The sequence below is a fragment of the Dyella lipolytica genome, assembly GCF_030160075.1.
Classification (GTDB): domain Bacteria; phylum Pseudomonadota; class Gammaproteobacteria; order Xanthomonadales; family Rhodanobacteraceae; genus Dyella_B; species Dyella_B lipolytica.
This window is the reverse complement of record NZ_BSNQ01000003.1, coordinates 1,659,401-1,678,346: the sequence shown is the minus strand read 5'-3', so window position 1 is coordinate 1,678,346 and position 18,946 is coordinate 1,659,401. Positions and strand designations below refer to the sequence as shown.

The 18,946-nt window shown below is 56.7% G+C and carries 20 protein-coding genes; 11 read left to right on the top strand and 9 right to left on the bottom strand.

The features are described from left to right. Positions 1–46: 46 nt before the first annotated feature. The gene (locus QQL64_RS08945) at positions 47–490 is read right to left on the bottom strand and encodes a DUF2141 domain-containing protein (RefSeq protein ID WP_284398367.1); all 444 of its coding nucleotides are present in this window, start codon (positions 488–490) and stop codon (positions 47–49) included. Between the two features lie 359 nt (positions 491–849). Here QQL64_RS08945 and QQL64_RS08940 point away from each other — a divergent pair, with 359 nt between their 5' ends. After that, positions 850–1,350 carry a hypothetical protein gene (locus QQL64_RS08940; RefSeq protein WP_284398363.1) on the top strand — a complete coding sequence of 167 codons (501 nt, stop codon included), beginning with the start codon at positions 850–852 and terminating at the stop codon, positions 1,348–1,350. Positions 1,351–1,488: 138 nt separating this feature from the next. Here QQL64_RS08940 and QQL64_RS08935 read toward each other — a convergent pair whose 3' ends face one another. Next, a complete protein-coding gene (locus QQL64_RS08935; protein ID WP_284398360.1) occupies positions 1,489–1,785 on the bottom strand; it encodes a hypothetical protein in 297 nt (98 codons plus the stop codon). Positions 1,786–2,289: 504 nt separating this feature from the next. Here QQL64_RS08935 and QQL64_RS08930 point away from each other — a divergent pair. Beyond that, complete coding sequence (locus QQL64_RS08930; protein WP_284398357.1) at positions 2,290–3,027, top strand: rRNA pseudouridine synthase; 738 nt, start codon at positions 2,290–2,292, stop codon at positions 3,025–3,027. Positions 3,028–3,049: 22 nt separating this feature from the next. Here the strand turns inward: QQL64_RS08930 and QQL64_RS08925 are convergent, their stop codons facing one another. Both QQL64_RS08925 and QQL64_RS08920 read right to left on the bottom strand, forming a co-directional pair. Further along, a complete protein-coding gene (locus QQL64_RS08925; protein WP_284398354.1) occupies positions 3,050–3,904 on the bottom strand; it encodes a PA4780 family RIO1-like protein kinase in 855 nt (284 codons plus the stop codon). A 224-nt stretch (positions 3,905–4,128) separates the two neighbouring features. Continuing rightward, on the bottom strand, positions 4,129–5,031 hold the full coding sequence (locus tag QQL64_RS08920) for a hypothetical protein (protein ID WP_284398352.1): 903 nt from the start codon (positions 5,029–5,031) through the stop codon (positions 4,129–4,131). Between the two features lie 256 nt (positions 5,032–5,287). Between QQL64_RS08920 and QQL64_RS08915 the strand changes: the two genes are divergently transcribed. Further along, complete coding sequence (locus QQL64_RS08915) at positions 5,288–5,842, top strand: hypothetical protein (RefSeq protein ID WP_284398349.1); 555 nt, start codon at positions 5,288–5,290, stop codon at positions 5,840–5,842. Between the two features lie 90 nt (positions 5,843–5,932). Here QQL64_RS08915 and QQL64_RS08910 read toward each other — a convergent pair whose 3' ends face one another. Continuing rightward, complete coding sequence (locus QQL64_RS08910; protein ID WP_284398346.1) at positions 5,933–6,481, bottom strand: hypothetical protein; 549 nt, start codon at positions 6,479–6,481, stop codon at positions 5,933–5,935. Positions 6,482–6,816: 335 nt separating this feature from the next. Between QQL64_RS08910 and QQL64_RS08905 the strand changes: the two genes are divergently transcribed. Next, the gene (locus QQL64_RS08905) at positions 6,817–7,740 is read left to right on the top strand and encodes a M14 family metallopeptidase (RefSeq protein ID WP_284398344.1); all 924 of its coding nucleotides are present in this window, start codon (positions 6,817–6,819) and stop codon (positions 7,738–7,740) included. Between the two features lie 120 nt (positions 7,741–7,860). Next, positions 7,861–8,853 carry a Gfo/Idh/MocA family protein gene (locus tag QQL64_RS08900; protein WP_284398343.1) on the top strand — a complete coding sequence of 331 codons (993 nt, stop codon included), beginning with the start codon at positions 7,861–7,863 and terminating at the stop codon, positions 8,851–8,853. Between the two features lie 78 nt (positions 8,854–8,931). Here QQL64_RS08900 and QQL64_RS08895 read toward each other — a convergent pair whose 3' ends face one another. After that, positions 8,932–9,330: a carboxypeptidase-like regulatory domain-containing protein gene (locus tag QQL64_RS08895; protein WP_284398342.1), complete on the bottom strand. Its 399-nt coding sequence runs from the start codon at positions 9,328–9,330 to the stop codon at positions 8,932–8,934. A gap of 593 nt (positions 9,331–9,923) precedes the next feature. On the opposite strand from QQL64_RS08895, the gene QQL64_RS08890 reads away from it, so the two are divergent. The 4 genes from QQL64_RS08890 (at position 9,924) to QQL64_RS08875 (ending at position 13,662) form a co-directional block, all read left to right on the top strand. Continuing rightward, on the top strand, positions 9,924–11,153 hold the full coding sequence (locus QQL64_RS08890; protein WP_284398340.1) for an alkaline phosphatase family protein: 1,230 nt from the start codon (positions 9,924–9,926) through the stop codon (positions 11,151–11,153). Next, positions 11,150–11,398 carry a hypothetical protein gene (locus QQL64_RS08885; protein WP_284398337.1) on the top strand — a complete coding sequence of 83 codons (249 nt, stop codon included), beginning with the start codon at positions 11,150–11,152 and terminating at the stop codon, positions 11,396–11,398. Before QQL64_RS08890 ends, QQL64_RS08885 begins: the two co-directional genes overlap by 4 nt. A 116-nt stretch (positions 11,399–11,514) precedes the next feature. Next, entirely contained in the window at positions 11,515–12,249 is a 735-nt protein-coding gene (locus QQL64_RS08880; RefSeq protein WP_284398335.1) for a hypothetical protein, read from the top strand. A 120-nt stretch (positions 12,250–12,369) separates the two neighbouring features. After that, positions 12,370–13,662 carry a hypothetical protein gene (locus QQL64_RS08875; RefSeq protein WP_284398333.1) on the top strand — a complete coding sequence of 431 codons (1,293 nt, stop codon included), beginning with the start codon at positions 12,370–12,372 and terminating at the stop codon, positions 13,660–13,662. A 79-nt stretch (positions 13,663–13,741) separates the two neighbouring features. Here the strand turns inward: QQL64_RS08875 and mddA are convergent, their stop codons facing one another. Continuing rightward, entirely contained in the window at positions 13,742–14,518 is a 777-nt protein-coding gene (gene mddA / locus QQL64_RS08870; protein ID WP_284398329.1) for a methanethiol S-methyltransferase, read from the bottom strand. A 256-nt stretch (positions 14,519–14,774) separates the two neighbouring features. On the opposite strand from mddA, the gene QQL64_RS08865 reads away from it, so the two are divergent. Both QQL64_RS08865 and QQL64_RS08860 read left to right on the top strand, forming a co-directional pair. Further along, entirely contained in the window at positions 14,775–15,305 is a 531-nt protein-coding gene (locus QQL64_RS08865; protein ID WP_284398327.1) for an OsmC family protein, read from the top strand. Positions 15,306–15,316: 11 nt separating this feature from the next. After that, positions 15,317–16,291 (top strand): AraC family transcriptional regulator, encoded by a 975-nt coding sequence (locus QQL64_RS08860; protein WP_284398325.1) that lies wholly within the window; start codon positions 15,317–15,319, stop codon positions 16,289–16,291. Between the two features lie 66 nt (positions 16,292–16,357). On the opposite strand, the gene QQL64_RS08855 is transcribed toward QQL64_RS08860, so the two are convergent. Further along, positions 16,358–17,560, bottom strand: coding sequence for a serine hydrolase domain-containing protein (locus tag QQL64_RS08855; RefSeq protein ID WP_284398323.1), 1,203 nt, complete (start codon positions 17,558–17,560; stop codon positions 16,358–16,360). A 481-nt stretch (positions 17,561–18,041) separates the two neighbouring features. Next, positions 18,042–18,896, bottom strand: a complete 855-nt coding sequence (locus QQL64_RS08850; RefSeq protein WP_284398322.1) for an alpha/beta fold hydrolase — start codon at positions 18,894–18,896, stop codon at positions 18,042–18,044. Between the last annotated feature and the right edge of the window lie 50 nt (positions 18,897–18,946).

Genomic DNA, 18,946 nt, shown 5'->3' with positions numbered 1-18,946 from the left:
TTCGATGACGTCATCTGGCTACAACGTCATCGGATCATCTATCCCTTCATATGCCGTGTTTGAGATGTATCAAGACAGTCGTGTTTTGCTTTGCAACCGTGAACTGCACTTCCTGGAAAGTCGGCATGCGCATCACGGAGGGATTGTTGCTGAAGCCGTAGCCTTCTTTGGGAATCCCAAACAAATTGGTGCGCAGCTTGCCGCTGTTGTCTTCGTCTTGGTACACGCCGAGTCCGTAAGTACCGGGTTGGATGTCGCTGAAGGTGTAGCTCACTGCACCCACCGCTGCTTTGACATTGCCCATGGCGGTCGCTTTGGCTTTGTTGTTCCAGGCGGCTTCCGAACCGTCCAACTCAAGTCGTACCGTGCCGTTGGCATTGCGTAGGCCGTCCACGGTGACGGTGATATCCGCAGCACGTGCAGAAAACGACAGCATGCACATAACGATGCCCGCCAATACGGCGGGCCGATAAATGGATTCAACAGACATACGCACCCACCTCCTTGCATTGTTTGAGGGATGTGCGGATGAGATGCATGGGAATCACATAGGGTTGCACGCGCTGTGTAGCGTGCTTCTCTATGCCATTAGTCATGGCATATGCCATTCGTCATGGATAGAAAATCTGAGTGGAAAAAAAAGTCAGACCACTTCTCTTATCTCTCGACAAATCACACACATACTCGACGAATGGTGTGCACAAAAATCGACAACTCGGAAACGAGTTGAATGTCGTTACTTGCCTTTAACGAACTTCGTCCATTTTGTTTCGGCTTTTGTTCCGTTTTGTTTCTCTTGTGCATTCCAAAATTATTTTACGGACATAGGCGTCCGTTTGGGAGCCCACTATGAAACGCCTGATTATTGCCTCGACCGTCGCGCTCGGTCTTGCCTGTGTCGGCAGCACCAGCGTCGCCCAAAACCAGACCCAAGCCACCAATTTGCAAAACTTCACAGTCAACGCACCAGCGGTGCAATACGAGACCTACTTCGTCAACTTGCCCATGGGTTACGGATTGGAGGCCCTAGTCGGCAACACGCACCGGCAGTACGTACAAGCGGAGCGTGCGGCCGAGGGGTCGGAAGCCCTACGGAAGCAGGGCATGGCTTCGCGGCCGTTCGTCGCTGTGGCTATCGACAACTCCGATGGGCCCGGTGTGGCGAAACGGTTTGTGCTGAGCGACTCCGCCCAAAATACGGTGGCTGTCGTTGATGTGTATTGCAAGCGGGCCGCACCGGAAGGCAAACGCTGCCGGTTGGTTTCTCGGCTGGGTCAGGCCAACGCATTGGCGATAGCGGTGCCACTTACCGGTAAAGCAAGAAGGGGCCAAAGTGCTCTTCAAATATAGAGCTGCACTCTGACCCCTTTTCTAAGATGGACTGATGTTCGTTTCCGACTGCGATTTCAGTCGGCCGTTGCAACACCCATAGACTGCGGCATGTGATCTACGGATGGGACGCGAGCGACGCTCGCGTCCCACATCCCTCTAATCCGGACAGTTGCACGTGGCGTACCACTTACCGTCTTCGCCTTGGGTCGGCCCCGTGCAATAGCACCCTTGCGCGGCCAGATCGTTGAGGTGGTTGTTGCAAGTATCATAATCCTCTGAGGTGATGTCGAAGGTGCAGGCGATGGTGGTCGTGCCCCCGCCGTGCACTCCGTTATTGCCCCCGCCCTTAATCGTCAAGTCGACCTCAGCGGTGGTGTCTCCGAGATCCTTTCTCAAACCGCGTGCCGTATGCAACGCGTGCCGCAGGTTTGCCGTATGACCTTGTTTGTTCATGATCTGGCCTCCCGTGGGTGGCGGACGCAAGCAGCGTCAGCCAGGATGCTTCGTATGGACGATTTTGCGCTCGTTCCAGCGCGACTTCAGCCCAGCGGATCGCGGGCGTCCCTATGCCTTCCATGACAGCTTTTTAGCTTTATCGACGTTGGCCGACATTGGAAATCCGATTCCGATGATCCCTTTGCTGCTTATCCAGCCTGGATAAACAAAAGCAGATGTTGAGCTTGGGACCCTGGTTGCAACGTAAAGCTTTCGCAAGAAGCAGAACGCATTCGAGGTTTTTGCTTTGCGCAGCCATTCGACTATACGCCGCCAAAGGCTCCTAAAAAATGCCGGCAGCGCACCGAATTCTAAAAAAGAGAAGTAGAAGAAAAGAGGGGCTGGAGAGGGCGAAAGGGGACAGAGGTAATTAAGTCGCTTTAACTACCTCCGTCCCCATTGTTGGCGCACCGACGGCTTCCCGGTCGTTACACTGCTCGTCTCGTTTCCACGGTTATTCCCATGTCCGCTCCGGTTCGACTTTCCCATCGTGTCTCCGAACTGTTCGGCCTTTCGCGCGCCGAAGCGGAGCAATTTATCCAGAACGGCTGGGTGTCGGTGGACGGGCAGGTGATCGAGATGCCGCAACACAAGGTCACCGTCGAGCGTGTCGAACTCGACCCCGACGCTCGCCTGGAGGCGGTGGAGCCGGCCACGATCTTGTTGCATAAGCCAGCGGGCTTTGACGCGAGCAACGCTTACAAGCCCGTCAGCACCTTGGTGACGCCAGCGACACGTTGGGTCGATGATCCCAGTGGCGAACGTCTGCTTCGGCGTCATTTCCATCGTTTGACATCGCTGGTGCCGTTGGAGGCCGAGGCCAGTGGTCTGATGGTGCTGACTCAAGACGGCCGGATATGGCGTCGCCTGACCGAGGATGCTGGCCTTATCGAGCACGAGTACATCGTCGAAATCAGCGGCGAAATCGCACCCGACGGTCTGCGTCGGCTCAGCCACGGCCTGAGTTTCAACGGGCGTGCGCTGTCACCGTGCAAGGTCAGTTGGCAGAACGAGACTCGGCTGCGCTTCGCAATCAAGGGTGTGCAAGACGGACAGCTGCGCGATATGTGCGTGCAGGTCGGGCTAGGCGTGGTGTCGATTCGTCGATTGCGCATCGGCAAGATCGCGTTGGGCAAGGGGCCGAATGGCGCGATGCCGCCGGGGATGTGGCGTTATCTGCCGGTGGGCGAGAAATTCTGAGATCGAGGCGCGTCGGCGCTTTCTAATCTTCCGCTGCCGCCTCGCGGCCCTGCTGTCGGATCAACCATTCTTCACGTGCATCATTGATGGACTGGCGAATGCTGTCGAGATCGACCTCGCTTTCGTCTGGCGTGAACTCGCCCGTGAGTTCCGTATCGGGTCGCAGTTCGCCGGCTTGGAACAGTGCCCACATTTCTTCGCCGTACCATGTGTCCAGCAGCTCGGGTGCCCAACGTCCAAGATGTGCAGTGAGGTTGTTGACGTCACGCAGCAGCATCGTGCGCGCCGCATTGTTGCCACCGGCACTGACGACTTGCGGGAAATCGATCACCACCGGCCCATCCGGACCGACCAGTACGTTGTACGCGGACAGATCGCCATGAATCAGTCCGCAGCACAGCATCAGTACCACCTGCCGCACCAGCACGCGATGGTATTCGCGCGCCTGTTCCGCACTGAGTTCAATCTCACCTAGACGTGGCGCGGAGAAGCCTTCGGCGTCGGTGACCAGTTCCATCACCAGCACGCCGTGGAAATAGCCATACGGCTCAGGCACACGCATGCCGGCGACGCGCAATTGGTAGAGCGCATCGACTTCGGTGTTCTTCCAGGCTACTTCCTGCTGCTTGCGTCCGTACTTGCTAGCCTTGCCGATCGCACGCGCTTCACGGCTGCCTCGTACCTTGCGACCTTCCTGATACTGCACGCGTTGCTGGAAGCTGCGCTGTGCCATGTCCTTGTAGACCTTTGCGCAGCGTACTTCGTTGCCGCTGCGGACAACGTACACCGCCGCTTCCTTGCCGCTCTTTAGCGGTCGCAGCACTTCATCAATGACGCCGTCATCGATCAGCGCCTGCAAGCCTTGAGGGGTCTTCACGGTATCTCTGGGGGGCAGTTGGCGCTGCGAGAGCGGCCATTAACTGCACATCATCTCATTTTCGGGCAGATCTCGCCATCGTGAGATGGGCTTGGGTGCATACAGGGACCCTGGCCTGGCGCATGCAAACGTCCAAAAGAACGGGGTCAGGTAGTCAACCTGACCCCGTTGCTTAAACCAGCAAGGGCGGCCGTGGCCACCCGTATGCGAACGGATAACGTGAATTAAGCAGCGACGGATTCAGCCATTCCCGTCGCGACGTCGTCGCCGCACACGTCATGCCACAGGTGATACATCACTCCGAACATCACCGCGAACACCATGAGCGCGAAAGCGATATAGAGCGGAATGATCACCACGAATACCAGCCATCCGCCGACAAGCTTGCCAAGCAGAGCGAGCAAAAGGGCAACGAGTCCAAAGGCGATGGCCACGACGATCCAAGCAAGTACGAGGCTCACTGCAAGCACGAGCAGCGGCAGCAGGTTCTTCAACGCGCCGATCACGCCGTCGCCGACCGCACCGAACACGCTGCGGTTGCGGAGTGCCACCTGGCCAAGGCCGATCGAATAGAAACCCATCATGAAGAGAATGAGCACCATGAACAGCAGGATGGTGATCCCAAAGCCGTCGGGCAACGCCGTCGGCGGCGGCAGATGGTTGGCCTGTGCGGCGATCGCCTGCATGTACCAGCTGACGACGCTGCGCCCAGTCGTCGCAATGACGATGGCGAACATGGCGAGGTAGATCGCCAACTGCAGCAGTCCATAGCCGATCAGGCGCAACGCTTTGCCCTCTAGATAGGGCTTGAAGACATCACGTGCACGGGCGGGCAGCCCGCGCTCCGCCTCGTCGATCACTTGTAGGTAGCCCGCATAGAGCGGCAGGGTAAGCAGACTGAACAGCATGGATATCGCCATGATCCAACCGAAGGTGGTCGGTGGCAGTGGTGTACCTCCCTGCATCGCATGAATTTGCATGGGTAGTGTGATCAGCGATGGAATCATCGCCGCCAGCAGCACAAAGGCCGCCCCGCCGAGCAGTGGCTTTTTATGGCGAAAGCCCACGCTGATACCGCGCGTAAGCCAGCCAAAGCCGGCCGACGGTCCCCTGGATCGTGTAGTCATGGTGTCTCTTCGCTGATGATCGGCGCCCCCGCGCCGTGCAGGCCGAGCATAGCAAGCTCGCCGGGTTAGAGTCCCTTCTTAAAAAGGAGGCAGAATGCTTTCTCTAGATAGAAATGCACTCTGACCCCTTTTTTCTGGCCTGGCGCCCCCCTTTTTGGGTCTCCAAAAAAGCAGTTTGGTATCCTTCCTGTCTCGTAGCGATGGCACTTCCAAGGCTTGCAGAGAGTCAGTCATGACCATGCGTACACGCGCTCTTTTGGCAACGATGATGCTGTTGGCGGGATGCGCCGCCGACCCGTCCATCGAGGTAAAACATCGCGTTCCCCACGGAAGCACGGTTGCCGTGGTGATGTTCCAGGATTGCGATATCGCGAATCAGGCGGATTGTGCCGGCTCCGGGACGACTGCCAGTTCGATCTTTGTCCGCGTACTTTCGCAAAAGCCGGGTCTGCACGCCGTTTCGCTGCCAAGACCCGTGGGAGCCAACGCACAGCTCGCTGACGATGCAGCGGTCGCTTACGCCAATAAAAAAGGCTACCGGTATGTCATCAATGGCGAGGTCCAGAATTACTACCGCACCGGGCTGGTGGGACTTCACTCGGATCGCGCAGGTATCTCGGTGCGTGTGCTGAGCGTAAAGGACGGGCAGGCGATATCGAGTTATACCTACCAAGAGAAGTCAACGACCCATCTCACGACGCCCGATGACATGTTGGAAGACATGGCAAAGCAGTTGTCTAATGCCATCGTCACCGAGCCAAAGAAACAGCACCAGGGCGAATTTCTGTTTTACAAGGGAAATGGCAGCTGAGTTTGAAGAATCGTTGTGGCGCCATCCCCAAAAAAAGCCGGAGGTAGTCAAAGTCGCTCAACTACCTCCGGCGTTTTTCGTGGGACATGTCTAATGAGTGACGATGCTGTGATTTCCCAGCAGCCTCACGTCTGGGCCTGGAGCTTGCCGGTTGGTGGCTGTCGTGGCGGCGTTCTTGGGCAGATCGACGAGATATCCGTTGATTACCACATTGAATGCCAAGAACGATGGCGTGTAGCCGGCGAACGCCGGCCCTACCTCTAACGTATCCGCATAGATCGTCGTCGGATACGACGCATAAAACTGTGTTGGATCAGCCGTTGCAGGGTTGGGTCCAAAGTAATTGTAGTTGAAGCCGGCTGTGCCAAGCTCGGAAGCAAGGATGACGATGGGTTGCACATAGGCGCCAGTCGTTGTTGCAGCACCTGACAAACTCACTTGTTGGACAACTAGCCGCTTTCCGGCCGGAATGCTGACAGGTGTGAAGACAAAATTGTTGATGTTGACTTCCACAGTCACTTGAAAGGCGTCTTTTGCAATATCCGTATTGGTCTGTGCTCGCACATTCGAAGGTTGGATTACTGCGAGTGCGCCGAGTAGTACAAAGATACCGGCGAGAAAGCTGCGACTGATTTTCATGTAAACCTCCCAGGTTTAATGAAGGACGTGACGATTCATGTCGAACGAGATCACCTTTTTGACGCAACAAACGGCCGCATGGTCCCGCCAATATCTATGGGCGTCAACGTGTAACACGCTTGATACAGATTGCCTGTCATGGAAGGAAATGCGGGATCGACACCGCCATGCATAAGAGAAAAAGTGGCCATAAAGAAAAAGAAGTCGAGGTGCTTTCTTAAGAAGAAAGCATGCACACGGATCCTTTTCTTTTTCGCGAATAGGTAAGATTGCTCCGTTCTTGGAGGGCTGAACGCAACGGCCCGTGTGACGAAATGTGAGGCACAGGAAAAAGCATGGACAACATAGACGTCGGTTACCCCATTGGTGAGGTGGGGCAGGCCTGGGGCAAAGCGGAAAGAGATGAGTGGCTTTCGCGGCAGGTTCGCCAGCGCAGCTATGAAACAGATGTGCTCGGCGCGATCGACCCGCTTCGTTCCCGTTTCGACGTGACGGAATATGGTCGACTTGATTACGCCCAGGGCAGTTTCTCGCTGTTTGCCGTTCGTACCCGTGATTGGCAGGATGATCTTCCCGTCACGCTGGTCACCGGTGGCGTGCATGGTTACGAAACGAGTGGCGTGCATGGTGCGCTTCGCTTCGCCGAACAACACATGGGTGACTATGCTGGGCGTGCAAACATACTGGTCGCTCCGTGTATCAGCCCATGGGCCTACGAACGTATCCAGCGTTGGAATCCTGATGCCATCGATCCGAACCGTTCGTTCCAAGAGAACAGCCCGTCGGGTGAGTCGGCGGCCTTGATGCGGCTGGTTGCGCCGTTGCGCGGTCGCTTCCTGATGCACATCGACCTGCACGAAACCACCGATAGCGACGAAACCGAATTCCGCCGTGCGCTGGCCGCGCGCGATGGCAAAGTATTTGAACCGGGTGAGATACCGGATGGCTTCTATCTGGTCGACGATGCCGAGAACCCCCAGCCGGCGTTCCAGCAATCCGTGCTGGCGGCGGTGTCGCAGCTGACGCATATCGCACCGGCGGACGCAAAGGGCGAGATCATCGGCTCGCCGGTGGTAGCGCCGGGCGTGATCGAATACGCGCTGAAGAAGCTTGGCCTGTGCGCAAGCATCACCGCCGCGCGTTATACGACAACCACCGAGGTTTATCCCGATAGTCCACGTGCCACGCCTGAGCAGTGTATTCAGGCACAGGTCGCGGCGGCGCGTGCGGCCATTGATTACGCGTTGGCGCATGGCTGAGAAAAAAGAGCGGGTTCACTTGTCGCGGAGCTAGGCGCGCGCTTAAGCCGCAGTTGATCTGCTTCTCGTTGGGTCACACCGATAATATGCGTAAGTTGTAGGACATGAACGGAGATGCACGTGCAGCAAGTCATTCGGTGGGGAATTCTCGGGACTGGGGTGATTGCACATAAATTTGCGGCAGCTTTACGCAATGTGCCAGGAGCAACATTGGCCGCTGTTGCTTCGCGTACCAGCGGCAACGCAAAAGCGTTTGGAAGGGATGTCGATGTAAGCCGTTGTCACGGTTCGTATCAGGAACTGGCGGACGACGCCGAAGTCGACGTTATCTATGTCGCGACCCCACATCCGCAACATGCAGAAAATACGCTGATGTGCTTACAGGGTGGCAAGGCCGTCTTGTGCGAAAAGCCGTTCACGATGAATCTGCGTGAAGCGCGTGCTGCGATTGAATTGGCACGCCAGAAGAACCTGTTCTTGATGGAGGCCATGTGGACACGATTCCTGCCTGTGGTTGCCGAAGCCAAGCGCGTTATCGCGTCGGGCGAGATAGGCCGGGTGCAACAGTGTCATGGCGATTTCGGGTTTGCTGCAAACGACGCGTCGGCACATCGTTTATATGACCGGGATCTTGGCGGCGGTGCATTGTTGGATGTCGGTATTTATCCGCTTTCTCTGGCTGCCTATTTTCTTGGTGCGATTGATTCTGTAACAGCCGTCGCCCAATTAGGCGACACCGGCGTCGACATGCAAACGGCGTTTACATTGCAGCATCGAGGCGGCGCTGTGTCTTCCTGCGCTTGCGCTATCAACGCGCAAACGCCCACGGAATTGACCATTGCAGGCGATCTCGGTTATTTGCGGCTGGAGTCGCCGTTCTATGTAAGCAATGCGCTGACGGTGGTATTGGCGAACGGAGAAAGACGCACGATACCGTGCCCTTATATCGGTAACGGTTACTGCCTTGAAGCGATGGAAGTGACGCGTTGTCTGAGAGAAGGTTTGATAGAAAGTCCCGTCATGAGCCACGACGAATCGCTGGCACTCATGACCTGCCTTGATCTTATACGGGAGCAAATTGGGCTTACCTACCCGGCCGATCTGAACGTGTAACGCCGCGCCTGACCCTATCAAAGCAAAAAGACCCGTCTGTCGACGGGCCTTTTTGTTTCGGTGTTGCTATGTGCGCGATCAGCGAGCAAGCGATGCCGTGCACTGATCGTTGTCACAAGCAAAGTCCACTTCGGATGCAACGCCCACGAAAAGCGGAACGCCAGGCAGGCTGGCAAGCGTCTTGCCATCCTTTTCCAGCGACACAACGTAGGTTCCCGGTCGCAGCGAGGAGAGAGTGTAGCGACCTTTGCTGTTAGCGGTGCCATGACGGGTAGTGCCGGTATCGCTGTGCGCCGTGATGGTGGCGCCATCGGTGGGAGCCTTGCCGACGATTTTGGAGTCGGTGTCCTGCGCATGGGCAGCGCTGAATGCCATGGCGCCAAATGCACCCACGGCGAGGGCCGACATGAGCTTGGACGCGAAGCGGAACCCGTGTTTCTGGTGGCGATTGACTTCGTATTTTTTAATGATGTTCATGTTTTTGCTCGTGGATTTGTGGGGATTCAGACACACCAAACCGTTCAACGCTCGCGCGGTGATGGGTTGGACGATCTATGTCAAAGCAGCGTGGGGACACTGCTAATGTCCTTGCTTTCCTTGTTAACTGCAGCGTCTCTTCCAGTAACGCCTGAACTTGCCAGCCCCATTCCAAATAGGTGCCACGGTCTTTTGGATGGTCGACGGCGACAATAGGTTTAAATTAGCAGAGAGGTGTTACACAACTCATGTGAAGGTCGTAATGCTTTGACCCAACGCGAGCACAATTCGTGCCCTTGTTTCTTCTTCTCTGCCATGTTGCCGAGAGATTTCAGCTAATGGCTCGAGACTACGTTTCCGCTGGCCCAAACTGTATCTAGGCCGGAAGTCATGGCGCCAAGGATCGGTGGCTTTGTTCTCGATTTACGGCCGTCAAGAGAAGTCGGGTTTGGGGTGCGTGGTGGTATTAAGGCGCAAAGTGGTTTAAAGCATTTGCCTGTTCTTAAGCACCGCTGCTTGTCACTCGAGGGCGGCCCGAATCACAAACCTGACACCGCGAATCCTTAGGGGGCCCAGTGAGCGCAAACCCAACCATGGCGTCCACATCAGTTCAGGCTCGTATCCAGCATGTGTTTGTGCTGATGCTGGAGAACCGGTCGTTCGACCATCTGTTTGCACTGTCGGGCATACCCGGCATCACCGCCGCGACGTCCACGAACACTAACGCCTACGGTGGTGTTGCATACCCATTCGGCGGCAGTGCGCCCGACCAGATGCCTACCGATCCCGGGCATGAATTCACGGACGTGGTCGAGCAACTGTGCGGCGCTGGCGTCCATTTTCAGGCGGGCCAGGCTTACCCGACGGTCGACAATTCCGGTTTCGTCTCGAACTACGCGACCACCCAATCCGAAGGCCCGCCGCCACAGGTGGCGGATGTGGGCAAGGTCATGCAAGGTGTCGATCCCCGTAGCCGGTCACCTTCGCTATACCAGTTGGCGAGCGAGTTCGTGCTTTGCGACAGCTGGCACTCGTCGCTGCCTGGCCCAACCTGGCCGAACCGATATTTCCTGCATGGTGCATCGTCAGCCGGACTGGATCATTCGCCTACCTCTGCCGAAATGGATGGGTGGGAGTTATGCGATGGTTTTCATTACCCAAAAGGCTCGATCTTCGACGCGCTGGGTGAGGGCAACTATCGCCTGTACCAAGATCAGTCGGGCGCGTTGTTGGGGCATGTGCCGCAGATCGCGTCACTCAAGGGCATCAGTTTTTTCGACGTCGATGACCTAGCGCATTTCGAAGACGATCTCGAAACGGGATATACCGCTCGTTACACCTTCATCGAGCCGGGCTACGGTGACATCGTGCACAGCACGTACGCGGGCGGTAGTTCGCAACATCCCATGGACGGTCTGTCGGGCGGCGATCAACTCGCAGCCCGCGTCTACAACGCGATCCGCAACTCGCCGCTGTGGGAAAGCAGCTTGCTGGTGATCCTTTACGACGAGCACGGCGGCTTCTACGACTCCGCCAAACCCGGCGTGGCGACGCCGCCTAATGATGGTGCGGATCCAACGCTCAACACGAACGGATTCCGGTTCGATGTCTATGGCGTACGTGTGCCGGCGATTGTCGTGTCGCCTTGGGTGGCGTGTGGTTACGTCGATCACACGATCTATGACCACGCATCGACGCTTGCCACCATCGAGCGCCTGTTCGGCCTATCGCCGCTGACCGACCGCGACCGTAATGCGAACGATGTGCTTTCCTTGATCACAACAACGTGCCGCGCGGACTGCTCGGAAAGGATCGGACCATGATCCAGACATCTTCCCCGGACCCGCGCGACGAAGAACCTTTGCGCGACGGCACCAGCTTGATGGCTTTTCTGCACATCATGAGGAAAGCCCATGCGGAACTGATTGGACGAGATCAGGCGCATCAACGCTTTCGCCAAATGCATACGCGTGGGCACGCCAAGGCATACATCGAGGAGCTGATGCCGATGTTGATGCAGGAGCGCGACAAGCGGAGGCAGCGGAGGAGAGGGGCCATTCGTCACTGAGGTAGCGGGTTGATTAATTGCCTCTGAAAAACGGGAGTAGTTCAAAGTCGTGTTGACGGTTGCTGGGCACTGCCTCACGATGCGCCTATCGCATCTGCCGAATACAGGGGGCGGCCATGGAAGGGATGTCGCATGCGGCGTCTGCCACGATGGTGGGAGCGGGCGTAGGGGAGGGCGAACCCAGGCTGCCCGAGTCTTTTAGCTTTGCGTGGCTGGAAGCGCTTATCGCCGAACACACGCAGGGCAACGATGATCCGTTAACGACTAAGCTGGATCGATTTGCCGTTGCCGGAGCGATTCTTTTCGGCGCCCTAGGTGTGCTTGGTGCGCTGCTACTGCGCAATCAGCTTGGTCTGCGCATACTGCAAATCGGTGTCGTGCTGGAATGCCTTTGCATGGCCACCCTTCTCGCGAACGCCGGTTGGCAGGCATGGCTTGGCTACCGACATCAATACGAAACCTTTGCGCGAGAACTGGACCAACAACTAGTGCAATACAACGTCGTCGTGGATGCCGTGTGCCGTTATCCGCTCCACGTTATTGCTGCGCAATTGCGTTATGTCAGCGACCGAAAGTCCAGATTCATTTACCGCCATGGCTTGCTTAGCGGCGGCATAGATAAGTTGGGCATCCTGCCATTGCTGTTAGCCATGTATCTGCAGTTCAAGGATTGGTCGTTCGGAGACTGGAAGGGAATGCTCGATCATATTCACTGGATAGGCGCTTTTCTGCTAACGATGTTGCTCGCTACCTACCTTGTTTCATGGTGGGGTGTTCGTGCGAAAGGACGTCTTGATCTTTACGAGATGGTGTTGACGGAAGCGTCGATACGCAGCGGTGACGCGTTTTGATCAAGTGCGAAAACGGATCGGACATAGTTAGATGACAGGCGCGTCGCTTAACTAACTCTGTCCTCTTTATTCGTGTCTGCAAGTGGCATGGTGTTCACGAGAACAAAAGGATGAAGCCTTATGAAGCAGGTGCTTATCAGTTTCACTGTCTTGATTGCGCTCTTAGCCACCCCAGTTGTCTCGGCGCAAGTGATGAGTCTTACGGGTAGTGTGATGACACTTACGAATAATGCCCTCACACCAAATAATCCTGTGGGTGCAGGAATATTTTCCGCCACCAGCACCAGAACCGGTGGTGTTGGTTCGTATGGAAACTTCCTTTCGGCATACACAGTCACGGCTGCAACACCGGGGTCACAGTTTGACTCTGGTCTAACAAGCTGGGTGACTCATGAAAACTTGACCGGTGGACAGGTCTTCGCCGGGTGGTTCGGATCGAATACGCCGGCTGGGTATCTTAGTCAAACCTATAGTGGCGGTGCAGCCATAGGCTTGGAGATCAATGTCGGAAACCGTTGGAGGAATTTCATGTATCAGAGTGATCTCGGATACACAAACTATACGGTCGGATTGCAGATCGTACCCGACGTGCTTCCATCGGCAGATGGTATCAATCAGGTCCCGGTGACGATTTCGGTAGCGTCACCGGCTGTCGTTACGTTAGCGAGTCATGGTTTTACGGCAAATATGGGCGTTTCGTTTGGCGGAACGGGCACATTGCCAACCGGTATAACAGCCGGAACAACGTACTACATTCTTTCGGCCGGCCTCACACCAAACACATTCGAGATTTCTTCAACCCTTGGTGGATCGCCGATCAACACCACGGGCTCATTTGTAGCACCCATCGACGCACTACCGTCGTACCCAGGGGATTTTGCAGAAGCCATCGGAGCATCCGTTCATGGCCACCAGTGGTGGACAGGAACGCTTATACGAAGGGACACAATCGCCGCTGGAGGTGTGGCTCATCAAGATTACGGTGGATCGGTGTCAGTGGATGCGCCTGCCGCATGGGCACAAGTAAGCGGCGATTGGGTGACCGGGCTCGACCTCAGTGCGGGAACTTACTCATCTACCTATGCAATCAAGCTTCCAGATCTAACCGGTATTCTCTTCGGTAGCACTTCCTCCATTTATGACAATGGAGGAACCATGTTCGTTGCCGCACCGACACAAGTGCAAGGAACATTGAAGGCAACAGGGTCAATAACCGGCACCTTTGTTCGTCCGATCATGACAACACTTGCATCGCTTTCCTCCACTGTAGATCCATCGCCGCAAGCCGGAGATCAGGCGGCAATTTCTGATGCGGTGGCCTGTACAGCTAACTCGCCAGTAACCGGTGGCGCATCTACTTCGTGCGCGGTTGTCTATAGCGGGACGCAATGGAAGGCAGTCGTTTCGCATTGAGCAAGGTCCAGAAAAATAGGGAGCGACGTATGCATAGCGACCTCCCCTACTGCACATAGGGGAGGGAATGCGGCAAGAGTTATCGCGAATGAAGCGTCGGTGTTGATGGCTTGTTGTCATAGTTTTTCTGGTGCGTGGTCCACGGTATCAGCATGGAAACGCGCTGCTGGTATTGGCGATATTTTTCGCCGAAAGCTTCTGCAAGGTCGCGCTCTTCAAAGTGCACCGCGATGAGTATGTAAGTCGTCATGGCAGAGGCAAACAGCAGATGGCCTACCGTCATCAGCGGAGTTGCCCAGAATGAAATGAGGAAGCCGAGCAGCAGCGGGTGACGCACAGCGCGGTAGAAGAGGGGAATACGGAATCCGATCGGCGTGTACGTTTTGTTTTTAAGGTTCAAATAAACCTGACGCAATCCGAAGAGATCGAAGTGATTGATTAGCACGGTGCTGGCCAGAACCAGTGTCCACCCCAGTGCGAACAGTATCCATAGCACCAGTGACGCAAGCGACGACGGCACATGCCATACCTCACGCGTCATGGGCATCCATAGCGCGAACAGGAGGAGCAACGTCAGGCTCGCCAGCAGCACGTAGCTGCTGCGCTCGATGGTTTGCGGCACCCAGCGCGTCCACCAACGTTTAAAGCCTGGCCGTGCCATGACGCTGTGCTGGATGCCGAACAACGCTACCAGCACCAGGTTGATCGCTATCGCCTCTGCGGAGGGCGCCGGCGATCCGGTATCGATGGATTTGGGAACCACCAGATTTCCGACGAAACCGATCATGTAGAGAAACGTGATGAAGAACGCGAGATAGCAAACAACACCATAGAGAAAGCAAATCAAGCGAGTCATACAAGAACCTCCCCGTCGACATTGGCGGTGTACGTGGTCCGACCCTCAGCGAGCTGCCCGCCGGGCGACGTACGACAACCCGGCGGCCGCGCTGACTGGGTACGCATTTGGGTGTACTGTGGCGTCTGCCGGTCAGCCGCGTCCTATCCGCGCGTCGCCCTGACCTGCTCAACCGTCCGGATGCTCGGCATGCCGGAACAGCCTCAGGGGATTAGGCCGAACACGTTCACGCACGGGTTTGGCGGAGGGCGTCGCCATGGTGCAGGGCATCGCGGAGGCTGTGCAGCGCGTCAGGGCTGTACTGCAACGTCAGCCTCAAAGAGGTCTTCAGGATGACACGCCGGCCACGGCGCATTGGCAGCATGGCCTGCGAGTCGTTTCCCGCCATCCCAATGGTGCGCAGGTGTTGACCGATATGCCTGCGGAGATAGGTGGCAGCGGCGACCAGATGACACCGGGCTGGCTATTCAGGGCCGGCGCAGCATCCTGTCTTGCCACCTGCATCGCGATGAACGCGGCCGCAGAAGGCATCGTGCTGACCAGGTTGGAGGTGTCGGTGCACAGTCGTACCGATACGCGCGGCTTTCTCGGCATGGTCGATGGCAACGGTGAACGTGTCTCTGCCGGGCCGTGCGACATGGAATGGCGCATTCGCATCGATGCACAGGGTGTTACATCGGGACGGCTACGCGAACTGGTGGAAAGGAGCCGCCGTTGCTCGCCCATCGCGTGTGTCGTGGAAGGCACGTTATCTACGCACGTGCATATCGATGCAAACATCATCTGAGCCTTGCGAAAATGGATGCGCTATCGGAAATCCTTCGCGTCGTACACATGGTCGGCGCCATCTTCATCCAAGCGAGATTCACGGCGCCATGGTGCTATCAGTCACCCCGTGCCGATACCGTAGCGCCTCTGCTCGAACCCGGTGCCGAACGTGTTGTGATCTTTCACTTGATCACCGAAGGGACGTGTTTTGTAGAGTTGGATAACCAGCCACCAACATCTATCTCTGCAGGAGATGTCGTGGTTTTTCCGCGCGGAGATGCGCATCGCATGAGCTCCCAACCGGACCTGACGCCCGGCAAGGGCTCGCCGTTGCACGAGGTGTTGTCTCGCCGACCACGGCTGCTTTCATACGGTGGTGGCGGGCCGACGACGCGCATCATCTGCGGCTATCTGGCGTGCGATGCACGTCTGGCGCATATGCTGCTGGGCGGACTGCCGCCGCTTGTGCACGTCAATCTGCGTGGATCGAACGCGGGAGCCTGGTTGGAAACGTCGGTTCGTTATGCATTGAACGAAGCGCGTTCGCCCAGGCCCGGCGGGGAAGGGGTGTTGGCGAAGCTGGCCGAAGTCCTGTTTATCGAAGTCTTGCGTCTTTACATGAATGATCGGCACGACGATCGCACCGGATGGCTTGCGGGTTTGGCGGATCCCATCGTAGGCGCCGCGTTGAACGCGTTGCACACACACCCCGCCCATGCCTGGTCGCTGGATGAGCTGGCCAATGCGGCAGCCACGTCGCGCTCTGTACTTGCCGAACGCTTTCACCAGCTGGTTGGAAGCACGCCGATGCAGTATTTGACGCAATGGCGCATGTTGCTCGCTGCCAATCTGCTGTCTCGAAGCAACGCCACGCTTGCGCGCATTGCCGAGGATGTGGGCTACCAGACGGACACGGCATTCAGCCGCGCGTTCCACCGCGAATTTGGCCTGCCTCCCGCGACGTGGCGCCGCCGTCAGTCGGTGAGAGATCAGCAAGTACGCTAGAAGAAAATGGGTCCAGAGCGGACTGCGCCCCTTTGCGCATTCACGCTGAGGCCGTCGCGGCATGTGTCACGGTTTCGTTGCCGTGATCTTGTTTTCAGAGGCTGCCGCATGAATCGACATCGCCATCGTTTTCAGCGCACCCTCCGTGCCTTGGCAGGTGTCGTTAGCTAACAGCACAAATCCTTGGTGCTGCTTCGGATAAAGCACCATCTGACTGGATGTGCCAAAGCTCCCGCCGCTGTGCCACACGATGGGTTGGCCCTGGTCGATTTGCAGGTGCCACGCCATCGCTTCGCCATCGTCGGCGGTGCCAATGAGTCGCTGATGCGAAAGACGAATCGCGGGGTCTTGGGTATCAAGCTGCCAGCGCAAATACTTCGCCATGTCTTCCGTGGAGGAATACAAACCCCACGCAGCGCCGGCATTTTGGGGGTGGTAGGGAGCGAGCCGGCCATCGCGGTCGTAACCGGCAACGAGGCGTGATTGTTCCGCGCTATCCAACGTCAATCCGGTCGAGGTCATGCCTAGAGGCTGGGTAATGCGTTGCTGTACCAGCGCCTCGAAGGACTTTCCATAGACGTTTTCCAGGCCCAGACCGATCACCTGGAACCCGGCGTTTGAGTACGCCTGATTTTTTCCAGGCTCGCTGCGCAGCGCGACACTGTGCAGCGCCATCAGAAACTGATCGCGGCCGAATCCTTGGTTGAGCGCGATCAAGCGAGCGGGCAGCGTCGCGTAGTTCTTTTCCGCATAGATAGCATCCGTGTCCGGGATATCGCGCGGCATGCCCGAATAGTGGGTGAGCAGCGTTCGCAGCGTGATGGGTTTTCCATCCAAAGCTAGGTTGCTGTGGTTGCCCGGCAGAGCGCTACGAAAATCGCCGTCCACACTCATGCGGCCATCAAGCACGGCTTGTGCTGCCAGTGTCGCCGTAAAGGTCTTGGTGACGGAAGCCAGTTCGTAAACGCTCTGCGAAGTTGCTAGTTCGGCCTTGGTGCGAGAGGTCGAGCCGTAGTCGTAGAAATGGGACCGATTGCCATCCACCACCACCAGCGAAAAACCCACATGACAACGATTGCGGAAGAAATCGCTGGCTGCCTTGTCGACAACGCTATCCAACGCAGAGCGATGGAGGTTGTCGCTCGGTATCGTGGTAATCGCAGCAAGCGTTGATGACGCTATGAAGGTACACAGCAGTGCGAGCGCGCAACTAACCCACGTCGTACCCCACTTATCGACTTTTGCTTCCAGCGATCTCATCGAATGCATGAGCTCTCCATTTCAGATCAGGCGGCGAGGCGAAAAGCGCGACAAATGGGGTCATCGGTGTTCAGAGATAACGCAACGCAATGCGTATGGCGGTTTAAAGCAGCAGGATCGATTACAGCAACATGGCACTGATCGTCGACACACAAAGCACGATGCAGGCGGCGAAGAAGCTGTTCAACATGATGGTTTCGAATTTCATGGCGGTTCTCCGTTGAAGAGGTGTGAGGCTTTCGATGTTTAGGCTGCAAAGCCCGTGCCATCCGCGCCAACCTCTAAAAAACCGCATTCCTAAGCCATTTTTCGATATCCCGGCAAACGCATAAGATTGTCCGCGGACAGTTGTCCGCACTGTCCGGACAGTGTGTGAGAAGGGTGTTTAGGTCGCCTGATCGAATGAACAAAACGGAGGCAGACGGGGCTGCCTCCGATTCCAGGAACAGTTGAACGAATCGTGTGGTCCGACGTCGCCGTATACGTGGGTTCAGTGGGTAAAGAATTCGCGGATGGCGTCCGCTATCTCTTTCGTATGGGTTTCCAGTGCGAAGTGCCCGGTGTCGAAGAAACGAACGCGCGCGTCCGGGATGTCGCGCTTGAACGATTCGGCGCCCGGCGGAAGGAAAAACGGATCGTTCTTGCCCCATACGGCGAGAAAGCGCGGACGATGATGGCGAAAATACGCCTGGAATGCCGGATAAAGCGCTACGTTGCTTCTGTAGTCGAGGAACAGATCCAACTGCACGTCATCCGCTCCCTCGCGCGCCAGGTAGTGGCTGTCCAACGCGATGCCATCGGGCGATACCAGGGATTCATCCGTCGTGCCGTGCGTGTACTGCCAGCGTGTCGTTTCCGGGGTAAGAAATCCGCGCAAGGCTTCGCGGTTGGTATCCGAAGGGTTTTCCCAGTAGGTGCGGATCGGAGTCCAACCGTCGCTCAGGCCTTCTTCGTAGGCGTTGCCGTTTTGGGAAATGATTCCAGTGATGCGATCCGGGTGTTTAACGGCGATGCGGAAACCCGTCGGTGCGCCGTAGTCGAACACGTAAATCGCAAAGCGATCGAAACCCACGACTTCGGTAAAGCGATCGATGACGTTGGCGATATTGTCGAACGTGTACGTGAAGCGGTCGCGTGACGGCATGTCCGATAGTCCGAACCCGGGCAGATCGGGTGCGACGATATGGAAGTGCTCGCTCAGCAACGGAATGAGGTCGCGAAACATATGGCTGGAACTCGGAAAACCGTGAAGCAGAAGCAACTTCGGTTTTGCGGTGGAACCGGCTTCCCGATAGAAGATGTTCAAGCCGTCGACATTGGCACGGCGATAGCGAATGGCAGACATGTGAGTTCTCCTTGGCGATGAACTAGGTTTTAGAGGGGCAGGGGTGATGT

Excerpts from the sequence above, each read along its gene's own strand:
- QQL64_RS08945 (WP_284398367.1), bottom strand. The coding sequence starts at position 490 with ATGTCTGTTGAATCCATTTATCGGCCCGCCGTATTGGCGGGCATCGTT.
- QQL64_RS08940 (WP_284398363.1), top strand. The coding sequence starts at position 850 with ATGAAACGCCTGATTATTGCCTCGACCGTCGCGCTCGGTCTTGCCTGT.
- QQL64_RS08935 (WP_284398360.1), bottom strand. The coding sequence starts at position 1,785 with ATGAACAAACAAGGTCATACGGCAAACCTGCGGCACGCGTTGCATACG.
- QQL64_RS08930 (WP_284398357.1), top strand. The coding sequence starts at position 2,290 with ATGTCCGCTCCGGTTCGACTTTCCCATCGTGTCTCCGAACTGTTCGGC.
- QQL64_RS08920 (WP_284398352.1), bottom strand. The coding sequence starts at position 5,031 with ATGACTACACGATCCAGGGGACCGTCGGCCGGCTTTGGCTGGCTTACG.
- QQL64_RS08910 (WP_284398346.1), bottom strand. The coding sequence starts at position 6,481 with ATGAAAATCAGTCGCAGCTTTCTCGCCGGTATCTTTGTACTACTCGGC.
- QQL64_RS08905 (WP_284398344.1), top strand. The coding sequence starts at position 6,817 with ATGGACAACATAGACGTCGGTTACCCCATTGGTGAGGTGGGGCAGGCC.
- QQL64_RS08895 (WP_284398342.1), bottom strand. The coding sequence starts at position 9,330 with ATGAACATCATTAAAAAATACGAAGTCAATCGCCACCAGAAACACGGG.
- QQL64_RS08890 (WP_284398340.1), top strand. The coding sequence starts at position 9,924 with ATGGCGTCCACATCAGTTCAGGCTCGTATCCAGCATGTGTTTGTGCTG.
- QQL64_RS08885 (WP_284398337.1), top strand. The coding sequence starts at position 11,150 with ATGATCCAGACATCTTCCCCGGACCCGCGCGACGAAGAACCTTTGCGC.
- QQL64_RS08880 (WP_284398335.1), top strand. The coding sequence starts at position 11,515 with ATGGAAGGGATGTCGCATGCGGCGTCTGCCACGATGGTGGGAGCGGGC.
- QQL64_RS08875 (WP_284398333.1), top strand. The coding sequence starts at position 12,370 with ATGAAGCAGGTGCTTATCAGTTTCACTGTCTTGATTGCGCTCTTAGCC.
- mddA (WP_284398329.1), bottom strand. The coding sequence starts at position 14,518 with ATGACTCGCTTGATTTGCTTTCTCTATGGTGTTGTTTGCTATCTCGCG.
- QQL64_RS08865 (WP_284398327.1), top strand. The coding sequence starts at position 14,775 with ATGGTGCAGGGCATCGCGGAGGCTGTGCAGCGCGTCAGGGCTGTACTG.
- QQL64_RS08860 (WP_284398325.1), top strand. The coding sequence starts at position 15,317 with ATGGATGCGCTATCGGAAATCCTTCGCGTCGTACACATGGTCGGCGCC.
- QQL64_RS08855 (WP_284398323.1), bottom strand. The coding sequence starts at position 17,560 with ATGCATTCGATGAGATCGCTGGAAGCAAAAGTCGATAAGTGGGGTACG.
- QQL64_RS08850 (WP_284398322.1), bottom strand. The coding sequence starts at position 18,896 with ATGTCTGCCATTCGCTATCGCCGTGCCAATGTCGACGGCTTGAACATC.